The sequence below is a fragment of the Bradyrhizobium sp. AZCC 1721 genome, from assembly GCF_036924715.1.
GTDB lineage: Bacteria > Pseudomonadota > Alphaproteobacteria > Rhizobiales > Xanthobacteraceae > Bradyrhizobium.
In genome coordinates, this window is the sequence record NZ_JAZHSB010000001.1 from 1,666,694 (window position 1) to 1,686,697 (window position 20,004).

The window sequence follows — 20,004 nt, forward strand, 5'->3', positions numbered from 1 at the left end:
GAAAAAGGTTGCGGTTCCGAAGGCGCTATCAACCATCTGCGTTTTGCTCGGGAGAGGATGGAATTCCCGCGCCAACGGGGACAGTCCCAACAAGGCCACGCGGTGTAACGCCCACATGGCCTTTGTCGTCTCAAATGAGAAGCGAGTGCCTGATCTGTCGCAGCATCGACAAGTCGGCTGATAGGCGCAACGCCGACCAAGCGGAGTATATTCGCTTGGCGGCGTTGGTAGTGCTCTGGCCGGGTCTTTAAATCCTGGCACCACCAGCATTGTCTGATTGAGGTGACAGCAAGGTAAAGATTGCATCGCGTCCGTAGTTGTACGGGGTGGCGCTCACCAAATCGCCGGTGGCTCGACAGTGAGAAGGTGGGATATAGCGGCACCGAGTTGCGCGGTCGCGAACGGCTTTCGCAGCAGGACGCTATGGGGCACGCCCTGCACGGGCCATTCGTTCCCGGCCACTGCGGTCGTGTAGATAATGGGAAAGGCCGGATCGATCATTCTGGCCTGTCGCGCAACCTCCCACCCGCTGACCGGGCCGGCGAGCCTGATGTCGGCTGTCTAACGTAGGCCGCGGTCCAGTAGGTGATGACGCGAAAAAATCCTGAAAGCTGGAGATTGGCGACGACGATCATCATGCCAAGCAGCAGCGCGATGGTATTGAAGTCGACCGCTCGATACGCTTCGTCGAGCGACAATACGCCGGTGGTGACCATCAAACTGCCGCCCAGCAGGGCCGCCCCGGCCCGGTCGATCCGGTATACCGGTATCTTGCCGAGGGCCATGACGGCGTAGGTTGCAAGAAAGATCAACCATGCAGCAACACTCGTTGTTTCAGGCATCCAGTTCATTCTGCCCATCAAGCCTCGCGTAGCGCTAACGACAAGCTGTAAGCCATGTCTCAAATGGGTCAAACGTGAGGCTTTCGCGATGTCTGCAGGACCTCCGCGTTCCCCCCGGATAGCGACCGAAAAGAGACACGGCAGCAGGTCCGAAAAGTGCCACCTTGCGGATTTTCGTGCCGCACAGGTAGGCGATTGACGCCGCCTAAATCGTGGACCGGCGCCTGGTTCTACCTTGCGACTAAGCCGCTTGCGCTTTCTTTGTAGCCGTGGGTTTGGTCCTCTTCGCCTTCACCAGAGCGGCGTGATCGGCGCTTGTCTGATCGGCATAGGCCGTCGCGAAGGATGCGATCGCGTCATCGAGCGCGTCGCTCTTGCCACTGTAGCCAGCGATCGCGGCCGGATCGCCAGAGCGCGCATGGGCACGCGCGAGCGTTCGACCGCATAGCTGGGCATAGTCGGAGAGTGCCTCGCCTTCGCTGATTTCGCTGACGGTGCCAAGCCTGCGGTTTTTCAGCGTCCGAACATAGAACTGACGGCCGGTCTCATTGTCCTGCGTAGCACCCAGGAAGATGTCGCTGGCGGCCTGCATCATCTGCTGGCCCTCCACAACCCGACGGCCTTGATTTCCTTTGTAGGCAGGCTTGCCGCCGAGCCGTTCCAATACCGATCGCTGCGCTTGTTTGACCTGCAAGAACAAGGGCTCGTTGTCGTCGGTCATGAACAATGCCACGCAGCAGAATGTGCCGACGGATCCGACGCCCACCGCCTTGAAGGCGAGATCCTTCATTGTGAAACGGTCGAGCAACCGCTGCCGATCAGGATTGAGGCCTTTACGATAGGCAGCGAACACGCGCTCGACACCAAGCCGGTGTCGCGGGTCGGCCTTAGGATCGAGATGGAAAATGGTAGGGGGTTTATCGACGATCTTCGGATTATCGCCGCTGACCAGATGCGGGAAATTATCGTCCTTCGCCAAGCCCCTGCCACGCGCCTTAGCAATTACGCCAGCGAGCTGGCGCCGCAGATCATTATTGCCGATCTGCTTGATCTCCTGTTCGAGGTCGATCCGGCTGTGCCAGATCTCCAGCGGCGACAGCTTGGCAAGTGCGGAAATGTGCGACCGATAAGCCTTGACCGTCGCAGCCGCGACCACGCGGGCCTGTTTCTTGCTTGTGCCCGAGGCCGATGCTGCTACCGCTACGCTCGCCGCGAGGCGCTTCAGATCGACGGTGAAATCGACGCCAGGCAGCGTCTCATCAAAATCGTTCACGTCGAACAGGATATTGTCCTCGGGAGTAACGAAGGCGCCGAAGTTCATCAGGTGGCTGTCGCCGCCTGCCTGCACCGGTATTCCGGCCACTGGCTGGGCGGCCAAGTCTGTCGCCATCACCGCCGCGGCGCCGCGCAGGAAGGCGAACGGGTTAAGCGTCATGCGCGCGTAACGCTCCGGCACAAGCTCCGGAACGCGATCCGGATCGCTCTCGGCGAGAATTGCAACGGCATTGCGCGACATCGATCCCTTAAGGTCGGCATGTGCTTCTCGCGGCGTCTCGCGTCGGAGCGCTTTGCCCACTTGGAACCGTTCGCTACGCGAACCCAAAGTGACCGTCATCTGGAAGTGCTCCAATGAAGGACAAACGGTATCTGAAGCCGCCTAGTTGTTCGCAAGCCGCAAGCGTGGCTGTGCGGGACGCCGGTCCGGCCTTGGACTCCCAGGAAGCGGAAGGCAGCGCGCCTTTGTATCTCGTGCGCAGCCACAGTCGTCACACCCGCCCTCGACCCTCGGCCGAGTTCAGTCGATACGTTTCCTTTTCCCAATCTAGATCTTCGTGCTCGCCGTCTTGTCGAGCGCGCCGCGCAATCCCTTGGCAAACTTTCCTCCCTGTTTGGTCCAACCACCGCTTGCCGAGCCCCTGCGTGAGAGCTCGCTGATCATCTATTTCGGTACTGCGCAGCGGTTAATGTTTCTCCATTGCGTTAAGCGGGCGATCTATCTGGCCTGCCTGCTACGGTTCCGACCGATCATCATGACGACCATGGCCGCAGTCCTACGCTGCATGACGGCCATAGTGTCCGACTTGCGTTCCACGGAAGCGACGGGGGCTCGAACGGGGGTGTCGTAGCGTTCATGGCGAGGAGCCCCAGCACGAAGAGAGTCGCGCTAGTTCCGACTTATCCTAAGCGCCTCTTCGGAAGGACTTGGACAGCCTCTAGCGCGCAGCGAACTCATGAGAGCATCGACGCGATGGTCTGTATGTGGTCAGCTCCCGCCGCTACAAGCTCTGCGTAACTGGTGCGACCCTGCGCCGCCGCTATTAATATGCATTCAGCGAGATAGGCTTTCGCGGACACGTTGCAGAACTCTGCAGGCACCCTCAACATTACCTCCTCAAGAGCGATCCGCATTAGTGCAACAACTTCAACATCGAATTGCGGCATGTGGCTCTCCGTTTTCCAACTCAGGATGCCCAGGTCCTGGAGACTTAGGTCGCATCTGACGGTCTGCTTGGGCTGACGTTTGTGATCCAGAAGCCCCTCTGATGCACTTTGTCGACCGGACTGGTTGAAGCCTTGGGCGAGCACGCGGCAAAATCAACTCAATTGAGCGATAGGATTTGTGAAATTTAGGTAAGGACTACATGGGCGATGTGACGGTCTCTCGTCAAAGATCGACGTTTCACTCCGTTCTTAGGCCAATCGAGTCGTAATTGGAGATCGATTGCGTCCGATCGAGCCACGTCCTCGGGATATTCCAGCTCATGAAGAGAGCTCTGAGTCAAGCAAGCGTGGCTGCGCCAAAGCCGGTTACAATTCTAGTCGGGCAAGTCTCATTCACACACAACCATTCCTATGGCCCACAGTATGGGCGTTTCCGGACCTTGACTTTGAACTGCAAAGCTCTGAGCCTTTCTTGGTCGCGGCCCGCTCTGCCCACTGTCTGATGGTCGCGCCATTTTTGGAGGCGCCTATGCAACAAGTGATCGAAGGCTACACGGCAGCAGCCTCCGAACTTATCGGTACTCAGTATGAGCACATATCTTCCGGGGTTACCCCTGAAAGCGGACATTGCTCAATGCAGTCAGCATATCTCAAGGGTGCTAACAACGAACGTGCAGCGCTATTTATCTGATCATTTCCGTGGGTGCGTAATTCTTGATCTTGCACATTTGCCCGATGCACCGAGTAGTGAAGACCTGTTGCCGGCCTGCTATTTTTCCCTCTGCGCAACTGGAGAAGCAAGATGGGTCACCATCGGGAAGCGCAGATCTAGAGAGCCGATCGCCCTGGGCCGGCCGAGACAAAATCGGTGAGCCACACTTTGTGGCACGCGCTAAAGCGCGTACGAGCAAACCCACCGGCAACGGTGACGACTGTGAGGAGGCGCACACCGCAGCCAAAACGCAAGCCCAAGTTCGTCGACTATTGACGGATGCGCTAGACGCGGTGCAAAGATTCTGGGTGAAACGTTGCTTCTCCTGCCGGCCAGGCGATGGTCACTAGCTCACCAATATCAACAACTAAACCGACCGGACTTTCGCTATTCAGTCGGACACGTTCTCCTATCTTCAGGGGTATGCGACGGCTCGCGCCTGATCTCTTCTCCAAAAGAAAGCTGACAACCGGCAGCGCAACCGCGACAAGAACGACAATCCGTGCCCAGTTGATTGGTTGCTCGTAACCGTCCGCCATGCTTGTTGGATCAATCAAGTCGCCACTCCTTCTTTGCCTATGCCGCGAGGGTCGCGAAACCGGGAAATTCGGGCGTACTGGCCGCCTTATCGCGCTCGCCTTTGATTTCTGGAGCGAGCGTGACCTGCGCGGAGTGAATTTGGGCCAGGTCGGCCCAACGCATGTCTTTGTAATTAAAGCCGCGCGCGAGCGTGGGCTTGACGACCATGAAGTAGGGCGAAATGTCGAAATCGCGTGGCGCATAAAAAGACGAGTGACGGATCTCGGCGACTTCGCGCCGCCCTGTCTGGCCCTCCACGCGCTTGATCTCGGGCAGGATCGGATAACGCACGGCGTCGAAAGCTTGCGCAATCAGCGAAGAACAGATGATGCGGCTGGTATCGCCGGAACCGAGCGCGATCGTTCGGCGACGCCAACGCTGCGTTACCGGACTTGGCAATAGATACCGCATCAGGTCGATGACGTTCTTGAAGTCGTAGCCGAGACCAATGCGTTCGGAAGCGTAGCGGCAGACCGTCTCGCAGTCCGCTTGGGTGAGGCCCACCGGCCGGCAGATGCGGGTTCGACAATGCAGATATTTCGACAGCGGCGCCGACACGACTCCTTCATCGATATTGGCTTCGATCAGGACGTGGGGTTCGCCCTCGGTTTCTGCACCGGCGATCGGCCCGACGTACAACGCCGAATGCGACCAAGCCGATTGAGTGAGATATTTGATGCTGCCCGAGATACGACCTTTGCCCTCGACCAGCAAGACATCGCCGGGTCGAAGGGTCTCGCGTAAAGCCGTCAAATCGTTTGGAGCGGACGGCTCACAGCTGACTGGCGGCTGCAGCCGGGCGATCAAGCGTCCGACATTGCCGAACAACGAGCCCATGTCGTCCCTCACCTTGGTGTTCTCTTATGGCAGTGCGGAGCAGCTCACGTGCCGTCCACTACCAGGTTCCTCACCAAGCGTAATCGTGAGAGGTGGACCGGACAACTGAACAGAGGTTGATCCGTATGTAACCTTTTGCAGAGTAGGGCATACCTAAGTTTGACCGGCCGTGTCGCCAATAAGAGTGATGGGAATGGTGCACCTCGTTCAGCTGGCGACATCCCTCATCGTTGATCGCGCTCCAAAAAGGCCTAGCAAGTGATGAAAGTTCAATCCTTCTGCGGAGCTTTGCAGGGTCGAAGGATGACTCCACCTCAACGCTGGGCATTCTCGTCTTCTGGCCCACCGCGTCATTTCGCTGCTGCGCAGTAATCTCGCCGGTTTAGGACCAAAGCGGATATCAACCTCGTTGCGTGACACCACCAGAGTTATGAGTACATGGCCTCGAAGCCGGTCCGTCCAGTCCTCAGATGAAGCCGGTGCGGGGACCCTGCGGTTGACTCGGCCGACGCCTCCGGCTTCAGTTCCTCCTATCCTCCTTGGTCGGCGTTTCGCGCGAGTTTCAGATATTGGTCGGCGACACAGCCACGCCACGCTGTCAATGGGACTGATCGGCTTCTCCTCCTGCTCGCTCCACTCCTCGGCTTGCTTGCGGTACCTATCTGCGGCGTGCGCTGCGTTGGTCGAGGCGATCGACTTGGCGCCGACCTTCGTTGATTGGTTTGGCGGGAAGCCAGCAGGTCATACTCTCGAAGGACAGTCGCTGACGCCCTGGCTGCGGGGACGGGAGCCGGTGCAATGGCGGAAAGTCGTCGTCTCGGAACACGACTATGCGATGCAAGAGGCACGTCGCGCTCAACCGATTAGCCGCAGCCGGTTGTTCATGGCGACGGTCGTTGGAAATATGTCCACGCGCCAGGCTTTCGGCCGATGCTGTTTGATCTGGTGACCGATCCGTCTGTATTCGCAGATCGCGGTGCCTATCTTGCGAGCATGAGCGCAGGAGCATGCGCGAGGCTTTGTTGGAATGGACGCTGACCGATCACAATCGAATTACGACACCTAATACCCGTCGAGGCCTATAGTTCGACTGTTCAGAGCCGATTGGCCGACGCGCACCAGCCAACGGAAAAATCCATCACGTCCGCCACAAGATCCTCCGAACGCTCGTCCCCAATACTTCGAAGTTCATTTTTGAAATCAGTCAGCGCTGCGAAAATGTCATCGCGGTCAACGCCCGATGATATCAATTCGGCAATCAGTTCGCGAATGTAGAGCGCGTCCTTGCCCGCCCTCACAGCTTCTCGTATCGGAGCCAAGATCCATGTCATGAACTACTCCTAAGTCCGTCAAATTTTGATGGCAAGTTCGCTTTTGGGCCGATATCATTGAAAAAGTCGAAAGATGAGCAACTCGGAAAGCCTCGCCAAAGTGATTCCATTAGCTATCTTTTTGAGCTACGAGCCACTTCAGGCGCTGGTACGAGAGCTCCGGTCGCTGTTGTGTGGATCGATGTGGATCCCTCGCATCGTCGCAAGCCAAACGCACCAGCGCGCTTAAGAGTTTCGTTGGCCATCCTGAAGAAACTTTTCAACAACATCGGCGCAATGCGGACGTTCGCGGAAGAGCTGTGTCAGCTAAGTGCCAACGGGCAACATCATTCGATCAGTTTGCTAGGCCCTAAGAGAAGCGATTTGGCACGTACCGTGTAATCCCTTCGGTTCGTCTAGCACGCGCAACGGTACCTGCAGTAAGTTGCATTGCCGCGCCTATAGGCCATTAGTCCGAAGCGGAGATTTGGGCGATGGTTCAATCAAAGGAAAGCGTAGGTGAGTAGAAGCCAGGTATGGAACACGCCGAGCTGCTCCTTGCGTTTTACGCCTCGATGGGTTTTAAGCCCGGTGACTTCATGACCATAGGCATGAACGAGAAGCGAGCTGCGTGGCTTTGTCGCGCTTTAGATAGAGTGACGCACTCCGCGTAGCTCATGCGCTTTAAATTGTTCTGAGCCTCCGCAAAGGAATCCATCATGGCCAAGATGACCAAGAACCAGTTGATTGATGCAATTGCAGACGGAACACAGGTTTCCAAGGGAGACGTAAGGGCCGTCATCGAGCAGATGGCGATTGTAGGCTATAAGGAGCTGAATGAATCTGGCGAGTTCGTCATTCCCGGTTTCGTCAAAATGTCGGTCGTGAACAAGCCTGCTACTGAAGCCCGCAGCGGTGTAAATCCTTTTACGAAAGAGCCTATGGAGTTCGCGGCCAAGCCAGCCAGCAAGTCGGTCAAGGCGTCAGCCCTGAAGGTTGCTAAAGACGCTGTTTGAAGCGGGCGGGTTGGTCGAGGCGTTCATCTGAACTGTGGGTAATTCCATCACACCCTGGACAGACACCTCCACCCGCACACTATGCGCCCCGAGACGGCCTTTCTGGAGGGCCTAGGGGGACAGTCTCGCAAAGGCCATGCGGTGTAATGCCCGCGTGGCCTTTGTTTTTATTAATTTATGATCGTCTGACCGCAAAAACACGGACTCTGTTCCGTTCTCCGTGAACAGATAGTGACTTTAGGTCGCCTTCGTCGGAGCGGTTAGGCTTGGAGATTGTTGCTATCCACCCGAATTCTGGGGAAGCCGGTCGGCACCTCCCGTGAAGATTTTTCGGGGATCAGCCGGCATAGGCCTTGTCGAGGTTGGCGATGGCGATTTTTTTCATCTTCATCATGGTCTGCGCGATCAGCCTTTTGCGATCGGGATCGCTCAGGTAACGGCACAACCTGCCAGCACAAGCCGCCGAGCGGCTCTCGCAAATCAGGTTGGCTTTTTGATCTTTGGACGCACGCCATCGATTGACGGGAGACCAAGGGCCTCACGAAGATAAGATAGCGAACCGCTGCCGAAATCTGGCAGGCTAAGCAGCGCAGCGTCGGAAACGTCACGCACGTCCCCAATCGTCTTCAAGCCCGCGGCATGAAGTGTTTTCCGTATCCTGGTGGTAAATCGGACGTTCTCGACGGGGGTGTCGTCTGGAAGCTCTGGGGCCGGATAAAGCATCGGCCCCGCCGCTGCTTCCCGCCTGAGACGTTCTTCCCGCAGCCGCTCCCGATTTTCATGAAATGCCTTCTGAGCGCTTTCATGCTCCGCGATGGCCTCTTCTGCCTCGCGGCTTCTGAGAGTTTTCCGCTCAGCAGCCGAGAGGCCGGCATCGCTGCTTTTCTCGCCGCTCATTTTCGCTTCGCCTTCAGCATTTCGCTCCAGCCGGCGCGTAATCGATAGGTAATGCAGCAGCCAACCCCTGACGGTTTGGTAAGGGTCAGTGCTGCCGCTAGAGAATTTGTATTTGTCCGTCCAGAGCGTCGCGCCGGCGAACGTGACCTCGCCGATCCGGATGACGTCGTGCTGCAGCACATGGATGTTCGTGCCGGCGGCCGTCGCCTTGGCCTTCTCGACGGTCCGGTCGATATCGCAGCCGTACGCCTCGTGATTGCCGGGAACGTAGATGACAGGCCGGTCCTGCAAGCGCTCGTGTAGCCATTTCACCCCGCGCTCCATGCGCGGGATCAAGTCGCCGGCGACCACCAGGACGTCGAATTGCGGACGCGCGTCGCCGGACGGCAGGTCCCAGCCGTGGGTCAGTTCGACATGCAGATCTGACAGGATCCACAACAACACGGTCAGTCCTCGTTATTCGTCGTTTAGAGCTGTGCGTTTCGCAGTACCTCGATGAACTTGCTTTCCTGGCAGACTCTCGATCTCGTCGACCATCCGCGCCTACCGCATGGTGACCTTGATCATTCGACTGGCGTCCACCAGAAGGAATCCTCGCAGATCGCCCACTCGCGACTGGCGTCGATCCACATGATCTCTCCGGTCGCCTGAACTTGGTCGTTCTCGTTGATTCCCATCAAAACGGTCGCCGGGCTGTAGAACTTCGTCGTCGTCCGGATAGCGGAGCAGGTCGACGCCGAGCCGGGCGCGCCGCAGCGTCCGCTGGGGGATATCCGGATCGATCTCGTCCGGATATCCCGGGCGCCAGCCGGTGCGGCACCGATCGGCGAAGGCCTCGATCTTGAGGCGTACGGTCTCAGCATGAACGATCGTCGGCACTACGCGCGCAAGGATCTGCCACGTCGTCTCCGCGCCGGCGATGTCGGTCCGGAACCGGAATTTTCTGTCCCGGTCGAACACCGTCACGTCGCCGTCGGCCCGCACGTAGACCGAGCGGGGACGCTCGCCTTCCTCGATGATCGTGATGACCTTCATACGCGGAGCCTCGCTCTCTCCGGAATCCTCGCCCGTCCGTGTGCGTTCGTTTCGTCGTCAAGAGGCTGTGCGTTTACCAGCGCCTCTACGAATTCGTCGGGCAGCTCCTCGATCCCGAGCGCGACTTGCACCTCGATCGAGCCGCAGCGCGGGCATTCATGGCGCTTCGGGTCGTAGACGAACTCGCCTTCCTGGCCGCAGGCGCGGCAAGATGCTCACATCACCTTTCGAAACCCAGCAACAATGGCCTGCGATCAATTTGCATCGTTGTGTCCGTCTGACTTACAATTTGTTTTCTACGCTGCCCATCTCACCCGCCCGTAAGAGCCCGGCGCGTCTTCTATAATCGTGAGCTTGCCACCGCCAGGTTCACGCGCAGGAACGCGGCCCGAGTCGAGTTGCGTTACCCATTCGTCCCAGACCGGCCACCACGACCCTTGATGAGACGTCGCGCCGGCGAACCATTCGTCTGTGCTGGCGAATAGATTTCTTACTCCACGCAACGCATATGCAACAGGAGCCCGCCAAGGCAATGATAACACTGACTTGAGAACGATTTCCTAAACCGTATATCCGAAGCCGGCATCCGCCAGGGAACTCTCAGACGAGATCCGCTCAATATCGTTCTAGTGCCGGCGAATTCAGTGCGTCTTGAGAACAGTCAGTTCTCCGCGGTCGGCTTTCGCTTTCGCGGCCAGCAATATCTCGCGTGCGGCCTTAATGACTGGCGGTTCAAGCGCTTCGATGCGAGCAGCTACCGCTGGATCTAGGATTCCCTTGCGACCATATCGTCGACGAACGTCGCCGGCGTGCCCCAAAATTCTATCGCGGGTCCGCTGTGCGATTGCCTCGTTGTCGAGAAGGTCGGCAAAAAAATGTCTCGTCGAGTACAGCGAGACATCTGCGCGCGCGATTTTCAGAATTTTTTTCACGTATTGCCATGACTTCGAGAGCGGTTGTGACCAACGCACGCTGCCGTCCTTTCGGACATACTCTTCCCATTCCGGAAAGAGACGCTTCTCCCCTCGGTCAATGAGTTCTTGCATGCGATCGAGCAAACCGAGTTCGATCACGAGCGGGGGAATTGGAACCACTCGACCAGCGGCGTTGGTTTTCAAGCGTCGCAAATCCTCAAGGGCAACGCGACCACCTCTCGCATCGAAATCTCGGAGATCGAAATAACAAAACTGCCCGTCCGACACAATTTGCGAGCATTCCAGTTGACCGACTTCACCCGGACGCATTCCGGTAAAAATGCAGATCAGAAATCCCCAATAGATGTGAGATTGAACAAAATAGTTGCCCGGTTGCCAGATGTGCAATCGATTGCGGCAGCCGGTGAACAGCGGAAGTCTAAGAAGGGCGAGAAGCTCTGTATCCTCGAAGGCGTCGCGTGGCAGGCTGGCCATATTTAAGGGATCGATGCATTCGAATGTCGGCCTTTGACCGGCATAAAGACGTTCCGCGATGGCCCAGTCGATGAACTTGTACAGGCCGCCCCAATACCTCGATTTGATGTTCTTTTCGGTGAGTCGGGTTAGTTTGGACCAGCCGTGCTGCTTGGCGTAATTGAGGCGATCGATAAGTCTCCTTCCCTGCTTACCGGGAATATTCTTAGTCTTCGGGATATCTGGCAGTGCTTCGTCCAGCCGCTTCCAGTCGGTGGCCGTAATTTCCTTGAAGAAGGGGTCTCCGAAGAAATCGACGGCGAATTGAACCACTGCCTGGGCTTCGTTCCGCCCCCGGGTCCTGTGCTGGCGCTTGCGGTCGGCAGGCTTCATGAATTCTGCCAGCGCCTCGGACATGCGCTTCCCTGCAAGTCCGGCTGTCTCGGCATCAGCTCTGGTCTCGGGCGCCGCGGACTGCAATTGCTGGGGCTCCGCGCGGGGAGTGGGCACGGATGTGAAGCGCTTGGCCACCTCGTCCTGAACAATCCGCTCGATCAGCGCGACAGGATCAAGGGGAGCCAGACCAGGGGAGGTCGGGACCGGCAATATTGCGGCCTGATCGAGGCTCTGAGCTTGCTCCTCCGCCCGCCCGTCGGCCCGGCCGGCTTCATAGGAGCGACGGACGGCGCGCTCGGCAATTTGGGCCTCGGCCGCTTTATTCTGATCGACGAAGTCGACCCAGCGGTTGGCAAATCCTGGAAACTGCCGCCCGAGCAGATAGCCTCGCTCCTGCGCCCGGGCGATATAGCTCCTGACCTGGTGCTCGAACGCTAGGCGTTCGGCCAGTCGCCTCTCGCTCCCGGGAACGCCATCTCCGACATAGACGCCCAGGCGGTGGTGCAGAATATTGCCCAGTGCCTCAAGGTCGGCGGCCTGGACGACCTCCACCACCCATTCGAGATTATCCACGAGCCTTCTCCGCGCCTCCTTGAAATCAGCCGTCCTAAGGCTGACACGGAGGAGGGGGCGGCCATAGATTGCGGCAGCGCGTTTCCCCAGCCTTATTTGGATACAGTACCGGCCGTCGGGACGACGGCTGAGATAGGAGGGACGAGCCACGCGTGTGCCTTCCTGGAAGGCGCGGGCGAAGGTGATACATCAGATAGAGATGTATCACCGTCGGACTCGCACCTCCGTTCCGGTCAAGATGCTGAAATTACAGAAGATTTGCGGCATTTGGAGATGTGGTAGCGAGTCCCTCCCCCGCTACCAATTCTCGATTTTCCACGCCAATCTACGATTTTTTGCGCTACCACAGCCTGCGGTAGCGCGCCTAACTTGTCGATATGCTATTAGAGCGACTGAAGAATGCGCTGCCAGATACGGTTTGCGAAGCTTGTTCTTTGATGGCCCGCAGCCGAGCGACAAACAAAGGCGTTCTTCCATCACCGAACTTGCCCCTGGCATCCACACCTCCCGCCCCAAAGAAGGCGAAAATCGTGGAGAACTGTTGCCGTTTTTGTGTCTCGGTTCAGCGGTTCACTACACCAGGTGTCCGGTACGTTTTGTTACCGATGTTTCGAGTCGTCACCTTTGGTGCCGAAGTTTCCCTGTAGCTACTGTGTGATTTTGTTCGAGCATGAGGCGCGCGGCTTTGGTCCATGCCGCGATCAATCGATCACGTCGGCTCGCTGAGCTTCTCAAATTCTCTGAAATGGCAAGGCCGCGCATGAAATGCTGCGTCAGTGCGATAACTTCCTGGAATGCTTCGCAATCGCTCCACTCGCGGAATAGCATCTCATGGACACGTTGGCTGTCTCGACGCGCTGCGCGCTCTGCGGCAAGAAGAACTCGCTTGAGATGAGGGTCCGTTCGCGCAACTGCCCATAGCTCCAGTTCAGCCAGATAAGCCGGCTGTCTGGCGGCATAAGCCAGCGCATGCATGGCGCGCTCGAGCGGGTCTTCAATAGTCTGAGCTTTCTGCCTCGACGCGCTTACGGCCAATTCATTTCGTACAACCAGTTCGGTGACCGTCGCCGCCAGCAATTCAGCATGACTCGGGAAGTGATGGAGCAGGGCGCCGCGGCTGACCTCTGCGCGATGTTGAACCGCAAGCGTGGTTGTGCCCGCTACGCCGAGCTCGATGAGACATTCCACGGCCACGTCCAGCAGTTTCTTGCGGGTTCGCTGGCCCATCAGTTCCAGATTTTGCGAGCGTCGTTTGGTAGACATCTGGTGATGTTCCACTAGACCGTCAACGTTGACGGTAGCAGAAGGCTTGGTACAGTCAATACTGACTGTTTGACGTCCAACCGGGAGTTTTCATGCCGAAGTTCTCAACGCTGTCGATTGAAGCCGACAAGAACGCGCTTCGAGTGGCCCGGCTGCTCTTGAACCGTCCCGAGCGGCTCAATGCAATCAACGACGAAACGCCTGAAGAGATACAGCGGGCCGTGAAATGGGCGGAGAAAAACGATGATATCCACGTCATTGTTGTCGAAGGCGCCGGTAAAGGCTTTTGCGGCGGCTATGACCTTGCCCACTACGCCGAACGCAAGAAGGAGCATCCGAACCAGCAGGAGAATCATCCTTGGGATCCGATGGTCGACTATGCCTCGATGAAGGAGAACACAGAGCAATTCATGAGCCTGTGGCGCTGCTCGAAGCCAACAATCGCGAAGGTTCACGGACACGCCGTTGCCGGCGGCAGCGACATCGCGCTGAGCTGCGACATGCTCATAATGGCCGAAGATGCCAAGATTGGTTACATGCCCACGCGCGTCTGGGGCTGCCCAACAACGGCCATGTGGACTTTCAGGCTGGGACCTACGCGTGCCAAGCAGCTCATGTTTACGGGCGACATGATCGATGGTCGGCGCGCGGCCGATTGGGGACTGGCCAACCAGGCCGTTCCGATTGCTGAGCTGGAAGAGGCAACGATGCGTCTCGCCAACCGCATTGCCGGGGTCCCTAAAAGCCACCTTGCCATGCACAAGCTGGTCGTGAACCAGGTGATGCTCAACATGGGTCTTGAGCAGACTCAGTCACTTGCCACCATCATGGACGGCATTTCCCGCCACAACCCCGAAGGTCTTTGGTTCCGACGCTACGCGCAGACGTACGGGTTTAAGGCGGCGATCGAGTGGCGCGATAGTGGCCGCCCAATTCCGGAGGGCGAGGAAGCGCGCGAGCAAATTCGCCAGATGAGCAAGAACGTCTGAGGTCTGGGCGTAATGGGATTTTTCACGCATGACATTCCGAAAGCCGCTGTCGGCATGCTGGATCGAAAAGGCCTACGGAAGCGCTTGAGGCAGCAATGTTCTCCGCAGCGTAGCCATGGCGAAGATAGAACCTGTGGGCTCACCACTGTACGAAACGGAGATATCAATTGAGCAATGCAGATGCGTGTACGGACGATATACCTGCCTACCGTGCGCTGGAGAGGCTATATCACTCGTATTTGACGGGTCTCATCCTGACGATCAGCTCCCGTGCCGGCGCATCCAGTGCTGCTGATGTCGTCTTTCATATGTTCCGGCGCCAGCAGCAGGCGAACTTCCTGCCTGCTCTGAAGAAGCTCGGCCTTGAGCATCTGCCGCATGCCGTCGCCAGCGCTCAGTATAACTACATCGTCAATCGCGTCGGCGGGGTGAGGGTTGAGTACGTCTATGAGAATGATCAGAAGGCCTGGATCCGGTATCCGCCACCACGTTGGATTTGGTGGGGAACGGCCATCTGTGGCATTCCCTCGGAAGTGTCTCGCGCCATGCTCGCGGGCTGGCATGGCAACAATGGTCCCGCACTCAGGAATCCCCGTCTTGGCTTCGTCTGTACAGGTCAGACGGTTGACAGTCAGCCGGGCCTTGAAGGCTACTACAGGGAATACGACAGGGACTTGTCGCCTAATGAACTGCTCATGTACTCGCCTGGCGAGCGGTGCCCCCGGTTTCGCATCGAAGAGGCGCCGAGGTTGCCGGAAATCAAACTCACGGAGGGGAAAAAGCAAAAGTCCCTGCGCAACTATGCCGGCACCTACATCAACGCTATCGTTCCCGTCACTGTCGAGCGCTTGGGCCCCGATATGGGAGGTCACTATGCCAAGGCCGCGGCGCGGCTCGTCGGTATGCACATGTACGACGAAGTTGCCTCACTGTTGGGCGGCATCGAGCCGGGACCTCTAGGGTTTGCCAAAGCTTTTGCTCGCTTGGCAACTGGTCAGGGAGACGATGCTGTGCTCGAGATGCAAGGAGCTACGGCGTACGTGCGGCAAACGTCGTGGCGACTGATGACAGGGCGCGACAACCTTTCACCCGCCGTGTTCGATGCGTGCAACGAGCTCTGGATGGGATTGGCGCTTGCACACGACAGGTTCATACATTTCGATGTGATCGAGCGTCGCGACCGCGGCGACGCGTTTTGGGCCTGGCGCATCAGTTAGCTGGTGAGGCAATTCAGGATTTTGAGAGTACGCGAGCATGGTCGATACTCGTAAATTGTTGGTCGAGACGGATGGCCCGGTCACGATTATCACCATTAATCGTCCCGAAGTCCGCAATGCCCTCGACAACGAGACGGCGGCGGCGCTGACTCAGGCGCTGCGCGCCTTCGACGCCGCCGAAAATCAGGCGGTCGCTGTGCTCACAGGTGCCGGGGGACACTTCTGCGCCGGCGCAGACCTGAAAGAACTCGCCGAAGGGCGCGAATACAAGCCTTGGGCCGGCGACCCCGATGGCCCCTGTCACGATGTTCTTTCGAAGCCGGTCATCGCGGCAGTGGCCGGGTACGCCTGCGCGGGAGGTCTCGGCCTTGCCCTTCGCTGCGACCTTCGCGTGGCGGAGGAGAGTTCGACCTTTGCCGTCCTTTCCAGGCGATGGGGCGTGCCGATGAGCGATGGCACGACGGTGAGGTTACCACGACTCGTCGGCGCCGGACGAGCGCTCGACATGCTGCTCACCGCAAGGAAGATTTCGGGAGCGGAAGCGGTTGCGATTGGGCTCGCCGACCGGCTGGTGCCGACTGGCGAAGCGCGCAATGCGGCGATTGCGTTGGCGCGGGAAATCGCTGGCTTTCCTCAAATCGCCATGCGTTCCGACAGGCTCTCGGCGATTCGCCAGTGGAATCTCTCCGAGGATGAAGCTGTTCAGCTCGAGACTCGTCTATCGATCGAAGCGCGGCAGAAGGAAGCCCAGAGCGGCGCCGCCCGCTTTGCGTCAGGCGCAGGCCGTCATGGCGGAATGATCTAGATCATGCGCGCTGTTGTCGGCCGCAAGTTGGGCGGCATACAAGATCTGCGGATCGAAGATATCGCCTCTTCCCCACTTGAGCGGGGCACGATCCGCATATCCGTGCGCGCGGCCGGCGTCAGTTTCGCGAACCTCTTGTTCATCGCCGGGAAGCATCAGAATCGCCCTTCGATACCTTTTGTTCCGGGGACGGAAGTTGGTGGGGTCGTCAGCGAGATCGCCCCCGACGTCCGGACGAACCTCAAAATTGGCGATCAGGTCTGCGCAGGACTCCCATCAGGCGGCTTCGCCGAGGACACGGTCGTCGATGCCGACAACGTATTCAAGATTCCGGATTCCCTCAGCTTCGCCGGCGCCACGCTATTCCCTACTATCTACGCGACGGCCTACGCCGGTCTCAAATGGAGGGCCAACCTCCAACCCGGAGAGACGCTGCTGGTGCATGGGGCGGCCGGTGCGAGCGGTCTGGCCGCCGTGCAGATCGGCCGTGCAATGGGGGCCCGGGTCATCGCCACGGCCGGCGGTGATCACAAGCTCGCCGCTGCGACCGAGTATGGTGCGCATCACGCGATCGACTACCAGAAGGAAGATTTCCGAGATCGGGTTCTCGCGATCACGGATGGCCGCGGTGCCGACGTCGTGTTCGATCCCGTCGGCGGGGACGTGTTCGACAATTCACTGCGATGTGTGGCTCCGCTTGGGCGGCTTCTGCCGATCGGTTTTGCGTCGGGCCGTATCCCGCATATCCCCGCGAACCTCGTGTTGGTGAAGAATCTCACGGTGATCGGTCTCTACTGGGGCTTCTACATGGCTTGGGGAAAGAGCAAGGCAGACGCAGCCATGCGCGGGAAGGTCAGAACCTTGTTTCAGGAAATGTTCGCGCTTTACGACGGCGGGCAGCTTCGTGCGCCAATCGAACGGACGCTCCCCCTTTCGGAGTTCGGCGAAGCGCTTCGGTGCGTCGAAAGGCGGGAAGTCGTTGGAAAGATCGTCCTCATGCCATGAGTGAGGGCAGACGGGAACGATAATCGAGGACCGCAGAGCGTTGCGGAGCACGACGTGTGCATCCGGCGGCGCTGCCATCGAATGCGCTTTGCCCCAGATGTTCCGTTATCCAGTTCGCAATTGTCGCCAGCGCGGGTCGTCGGCAAGCCGCGGCGGGCCCGTCTTGCCGGCGGCGGGCAGAAAAGGCGCGATGATCTCCCACTTGGCATCGCTCAGGTCGCTTCCGTAGCGCAGGTGATCCGCCCTTTTGCCGAAGCTGTCAGGATCGAGAGAGGTAGCGTGGCAGCTCGCGCTCGAACTCGGGAAAGTAACGGGAGATCGCGGTGATGTCGAAACGCCGCAGGATCGATTCCTGAGGCTCGCGATCAAGCAGGAATTGGAATGCTGTCTCGATGCAGCGCTCGGGCGTGTGCGTGCCCATCGTTAGTCGTTCGCAAGTCTCCCTTGCCATCGTGACGTGATGGCGAGTCTCGCCGTTTCCGACACCGACGGTGACCTCGAATTCAAGTGGATCGTCTTCGCCGGTTCGCTCGACCTTGATCACAGCCTGCTCTCACCGAAATCGGTTCAAATCGGTCGTTGTATAGATTCATACTAACACGGCACGGCGGTTCAAAGAAAGTTGCGAAGGCTCGCCGCAAGTTTCATTTAACGCCTCTGCGAACGGATGCACGCTTCCTGAAGGAACTGCGATCGCACGGAAGACCACGTTGGGAGCCATGTCGGATTTTCCCATGTCTTTTCCCATGTCGGATTTTCCCATGTCGGATTTTCCATGTGGGATTTTCGGTGGCGAGGCGATCGATCGTCGGCGGTTTGCTGGCATTTGGGATGACTTCCTTATCCTCGGTGGGCTCGAGTGGAACTGCTGGCGCAGCAGATCGTTGAGCCCACGATTGCCGCGAGCGTCTGAGCGCTCTCACAGAAACTGACGGCGGCCAAACGTGCCAGCGTCTGACGTCAAAACCGCGGTGAGGCGATGACAAAAGGCTATGGAAGCGCACATGGCTCCTGGAAATTTGGCTCGTAGAAATTTGGCTCGTGGAAATTTGGTTTTCAGCCGGCGCCGGGCGTCGATGATGGGCGGGACGACCGTTTTCGCGATCACGGTGATCGCGAATATCGCGCAGGCAACGGTAAATTCTCCGGGCAAGGCGTCCTTCATGGGCAGGTCGGCGACATTGATCGATCGGGTTGCTGGTACTGAAGATAATGGTGGGCCCGGCGATTTCGCCGATCTCGCCGAAAAAGTTCAACCGGCCGTGATTGGGGTGCGTTCCAAAGCGACTGCGACGCGCAAATTTGGTGCGCCTGAACAGCGCGCTCCGAAACGGGAGATTCCAGGGGCGGATCCGGATGCGTCTGATCGAGGGAAGGCACCGGAAACACTCGAACTGATCAGTGCTGGATCAGGCTTCTTCATCTCTCCGGACGGTTATGCCGTGACCAGCAGTCACGTCGTGGAAGACAACGACACGGCCGAGATCCGAACCCGCGACAACCAGGCCTATTCGGCAAGAGTCATAGGAAGGGACTCGTGGAGTGATATCGCCTTGATCAAAGTCGACGGACGCACCGACTTCAGCTACGTGAAGCTCTCTGACCAGCCGCCGCGCGTGGGTGATTGGGTGCTTACCGCCGGGAATCCGCTTGCGATGGGAGGCACCGTGACGGCCGGTATTGTTTCAGCGCGCGAGCGCGACATCGAGGTTGGTTCAGCGAAGGATTTCATCCAAATCGATGCGGCAATCAACAGCGGCGATGCTGGCGGTCCGAGCTTCAATGCCCGAGGCGATGTCATCGGTGTCAACAGCATGATCTTTTCGCCCTCCCAAGGCTCCGTGGGCGTTGCTTTTGCGGTCCCGGCCGATACGGTCAAGGCAGTGATACCGCAGCTAAAGGAGAAGGGCGCGGTCACGCGCGGATGGGTCGGAACTAAAGTTCAATCGGTCACTCCTGAACTTGCCGACGGCCTCGGACTGAGCAATCTCCGCGGTGCGATCGTGGTAACGGTTCAAGACAATGGTCCCGCTGCGAAAGCAGGATTGCGAAGCGGAGACGTGATCACCTCGGTGGGTGGTGAGTCAGTCAAGAACGCCAACGAGCTAACCAGGAAAGTCGGTGCGATGGCGCCGGGCTCTTCGACCCAGCTCACGGTGCTTCGGCAAGGAAAAGAGAGCTCGTTGAGCGTGACCCTGGGTCAGCAGCCGAATGAACCCAATGCGTCCGCGGCAAGCCCAAGGGAAAATCCAAGGGAAAATCCAAGATAGCTGGCGTTCGAAGCAGCTCGCGAAATCTCGACCCGCGAGAAGTTCGAAGGAGCCGGACGCATACACGTCGGAAGAATCAAGGTGGAGCGTCTTGATGTGTGACTACAGCCTGCATGCCATCCAATCGCGTCCCGCAAGAGCGGGGGACGTGCTGCTAACGGGCGAATTCCCCAATACGGTGACACGCGGGTTCTCCGCGATCGGAGAGCCAGGAATTGCCGTGTGCCTCTCGCCGGGTACCGAACTTGCTTTCAGCGAGGACGTTGTATGCGATCACCCGTTCGCGAAGCTCTTCCCGCAAATGCGGTTTGGGAGCATTGGGGCGCGGCTGGCGCGTTTCCGGCAAATCAATCGGGGAACCAATTCGCACCATGACGGACTGGAATTTGCGAACGGCAAGATCGTGCTTCTCACAAAGCTGCGTCCCG

General features: G+C 58.4%; 19 protein-coding genes and 1 riboswitch. Of the genes, 7 read left to right on the forward strand and 12 right to left on the reverse strand.

From position 1 onward, the window contains the following. Nucleotides 1–497: 497 nt before the first annotated feature. The 3 genes from V1273_RS08140 to V1273_RS08150 all read right to left on the reverse strand — a co-directional run bounded on the left by V1273_RS08140 (nt 498) and on the right by V1273_RS08150 (nt 3,284). Entirely contained in the window at nt 498–851 is a 354-nt protein-coding gene (locus V1273_RS08140) for an SLC13 family permease (protein ID WP_334409207.1), read from the reverse strand. Nucleotides 852–1,083: 232 nt separating this feature from the next. After that, nucleotides 1,084–2,472, reverse strand: a complete 1,389-nt coding sequence (locus tag V1273_RS08145) for a DUF2252 domain-containing protein (protein ID WP_334409209.1) — start codon at nt 2,470–2,472, stop codon at nt 1,084–1,086. Nucleotides 2,473–3,071: 599 nt separating this feature from the next. After that, nucleotides 3,072–3,284 carry a hypothetical protein gene (locus V1273_RS08150; RefSeq protein ID WP_334367271.1) on the reverse strand — a complete coding sequence of 71 codons (213 nt, stop codon included), beginning with the start codon at nt 3,282–3,284 and terminating at the stop codon, nt 3,072–3,074. A gap of 529 nt (nt 3,285–3,813) precedes the next feature. On the opposite strand from V1273_RS08150, the gene V1273_RS08155 reads away from it, so the two are divergent. Then, entirely contained in the window at nt 3,814–3,975 is a 162-nt protein-coding gene (locus tag V1273_RS08155; RefSeq protein ID WP_334367272.1) for a hypothetical protein, read from the forward strand. Nucleotides 3,976–4,059: 84 nt separating this feature from the next. Next, nucleotides 4,060–4,142, forward strand: a riboswitch (ZMP/ZTP riboswitch). A gap of 138 nt (nt 4,143–4,280) precedes the next feature. Here V1273_RS08155 and V1273_RS08160 read toward each other — a convergent pair. The 3 genes from V1273_RS08160 to V1273_RS08170 form a co-directional block, all read right to left on the reverse strand. Next, nucleotides 4,281–4,553, reverse strand: coding sequence for a hypothetical protein (locus V1273_RS08160; RefSeq protein ID WP_334367273.1), 273 nt, complete (start codon nt 4,551–4,553; stop codon nt 4,281–4,283). 19 nt (nt 4,554–4,572) lie between these two features. Beyond that, on the reverse strand, nt 4,573–5,412 hold the full coding sequence (locus tag V1273_RS08165) for a YiiX/YebB-like N1pC/P60 family cysteine hydrolase (protein WP_334367274.1): 840 nt from the start codon (nt 5,410–5,412) through the stop codon (nt 4,573–4,575). A 1,094-nt stretch (nt 5,413–6,506) separates the two neighbouring features. Next, nucleotides 6,507–6,743 carry a hypothetical protein gene (locus V1273_RS08170; protein WP_334409210.1) on the reverse strand — a complete coding sequence of 79 codons (237 nt, stop codon included), beginning with the start codon at nt 6,741–6,743 and terminating at the stop codon, nt 6,507–6,509. A gap of 698 nt (nt 6,744–7,441) precedes the next feature. On the opposite strand from V1273_RS08170, the gene V1273_RS08175 reads away from it, so the two are divergent. After that, nucleotides 7,442–7,738: an HU family DNA-binding protein gene (locus V1273_RS08175; protein ID WP_334367276.1), complete on the forward strand. Its 297-nt coding sequence runs from the start codon at nt 7,442–7,444 to the stop codon at nt 7,736–7,738. A gap of 480 nt (nt 7,739–8,218) precedes the next feature. On the opposite strand, the gene V1273_RS08180 is transcribed toward V1273_RS08175, so the two are convergent. The 4 genes from V1273_RS08180 to V1273_RS08195 form a co-directional block, all read right to left on the reverse strand. Beyond that, nucleotides 8,219–9,079, reverse strand: a complete 861-nt coding sequence (locus V1273_RS08180; RefSeq protein ID WP_334367277.1) for a metallophosphoesterase — start codon at nt 9,077–9,079, stop codon at nt 8,219–8,221. A gap of 99 nt (nt 9,080–9,178) precedes the next feature. Next, a complete protein-coding gene (locus V1273_RS08185; protein WP_334367278.1) occupies nt 9,179–9,670 on the reverse strand; it encodes a hypothetical protein in 492 nt (163 codons plus the stop codon). A 641-nt stretch (nt 9,671–10,311) separates the two neighbouring features. Further along, on the reverse strand, nt 10,312–12,027 hold the full coding sequence (locus V1273_RS08190; RefSeq protein ID WP_334367279.1) for a site-specific integrase: 1,716 nt from the start codon (nt 12,025–12,027) through the stop codon (nt 10,312–10,314). 618 nt (nt 12,028–12,645) lie between these two features. Further along, nucleotides 12,646–13,290 (reverse strand): TetR/AcrR family transcriptional regulator, encoded by a 645-nt coding sequence (locus V1273_RS08195; RefSeq protein WP_334409211.1) that lies wholly within the window; start codon nt 13,288–13,290, stop codon nt 12,646–12,648. A gap of 92 nt (nt 13,291–13,382) precedes the next feature. Between V1273_RS08195 and V1273_RS08200 the strand changes: the two genes are divergently transcribed. The 4 genes from V1273_RS08200 to V1273_RS08215 all read left to right on the forward strand — a co-directional run bounded on the left by V1273_RS08200 (nt 13,383) and on the right by V1273_RS08215 (nt 17,306). Further along, nucleotides 13,383–14,279, forward strand: a complete 897-nt coding sequence (locus V1273_RS08200; protein WP_334409212.1) for a crotonase/enoyl-CoA hydratase family protein — start codon at nt 13,383–13,385, stop codon at nt 14,277–14,279. Between the two features lie 167 nt (nt 14,280–14,446). After that, nucleotides 14,447–15,496 carry a hypothetical protein gene (locus V1273_RS08205; RefSeq protein WP_334409213.1) on the forward strand — a complete coding sequence of 350 codons (1,050 nt, stop codon included), beginning with the start codon at nt 14,447–14,449 and terminating at the stop codon, nt 15,494–15,496. A gap of 37 nt (nt 15,497–15,533) precedes the next feature. Next, nucleotides 15,534–16,301 (forward strand): crotonase/enoyl-CoA hydratase family protein, encoded by a 768-nt coding sequence (locus V1273_RS08210; protein ID WP_334409214.1) that lies wholly within the window; start codon nt 15,534–15,536, stop codon nt 16,299–16,301. 3 nt (nt 16,302–16,304) lie between these two features. After that, the gene (locus V1273_RS08215; RefSeq protein WP_334409215.1) at nt 16,305–17,306 is read left to right on the forward strand and encodes an NADPH:quinone oxidoreductase family protein; all 1,002 of its coding nucleotides are present in this window, start codon (nt 16,305–16,307) and stop codon (nt 17,304–17,306) included. 259 nt (nt 17,307–17,565) lie between these two features. Here V1273_RS08215 and V1273_RS08220 read toward each other — a convergent pair whose 3' ends face one another. After that, nucleotides 17,566–17,850 (reverse strand): hypothetical protein, encoded by a 285-nt coding sequence (locus tag V1273_RS08220; RefSeq protein WP_334383519.1) that lies wholly within the window; start codon nt 17,848–17,850, stop codon nt 17,566–17,568. A 45-nt stretch (nt 17,851–17,895) separates the two neighbouring features. Beyond that, nucleotides 17,896–18,069 carry a hypothetical protein gene (locus tag V1273_RS08225; RefSeq protein WP_334383518.1) on the reverse strand — a complete coding sequence of 58 codons (174 nt, stop codon included), beginning with the start codon at nt 18,067–18,069 and terminating at the stop codon, nt 17,896–17,898. Between the two features lie 241 nt (nt 18,070–18,310). Between V1273_RS08225 and V1273_RS08230 the strand changes: the two genes are divergently transcribed. Continuing rightward, entirely contained in the window at nt 18,311–19,576 is a 1,266-nt protein-coding gene (locus V1273_RS08230) for a S1C family serine protease (protein ID WP_334383517.1), read from the forward strand. The last annotated feature ends 428 nt before the right edge of the window (nt 19,577–20,004 follow it).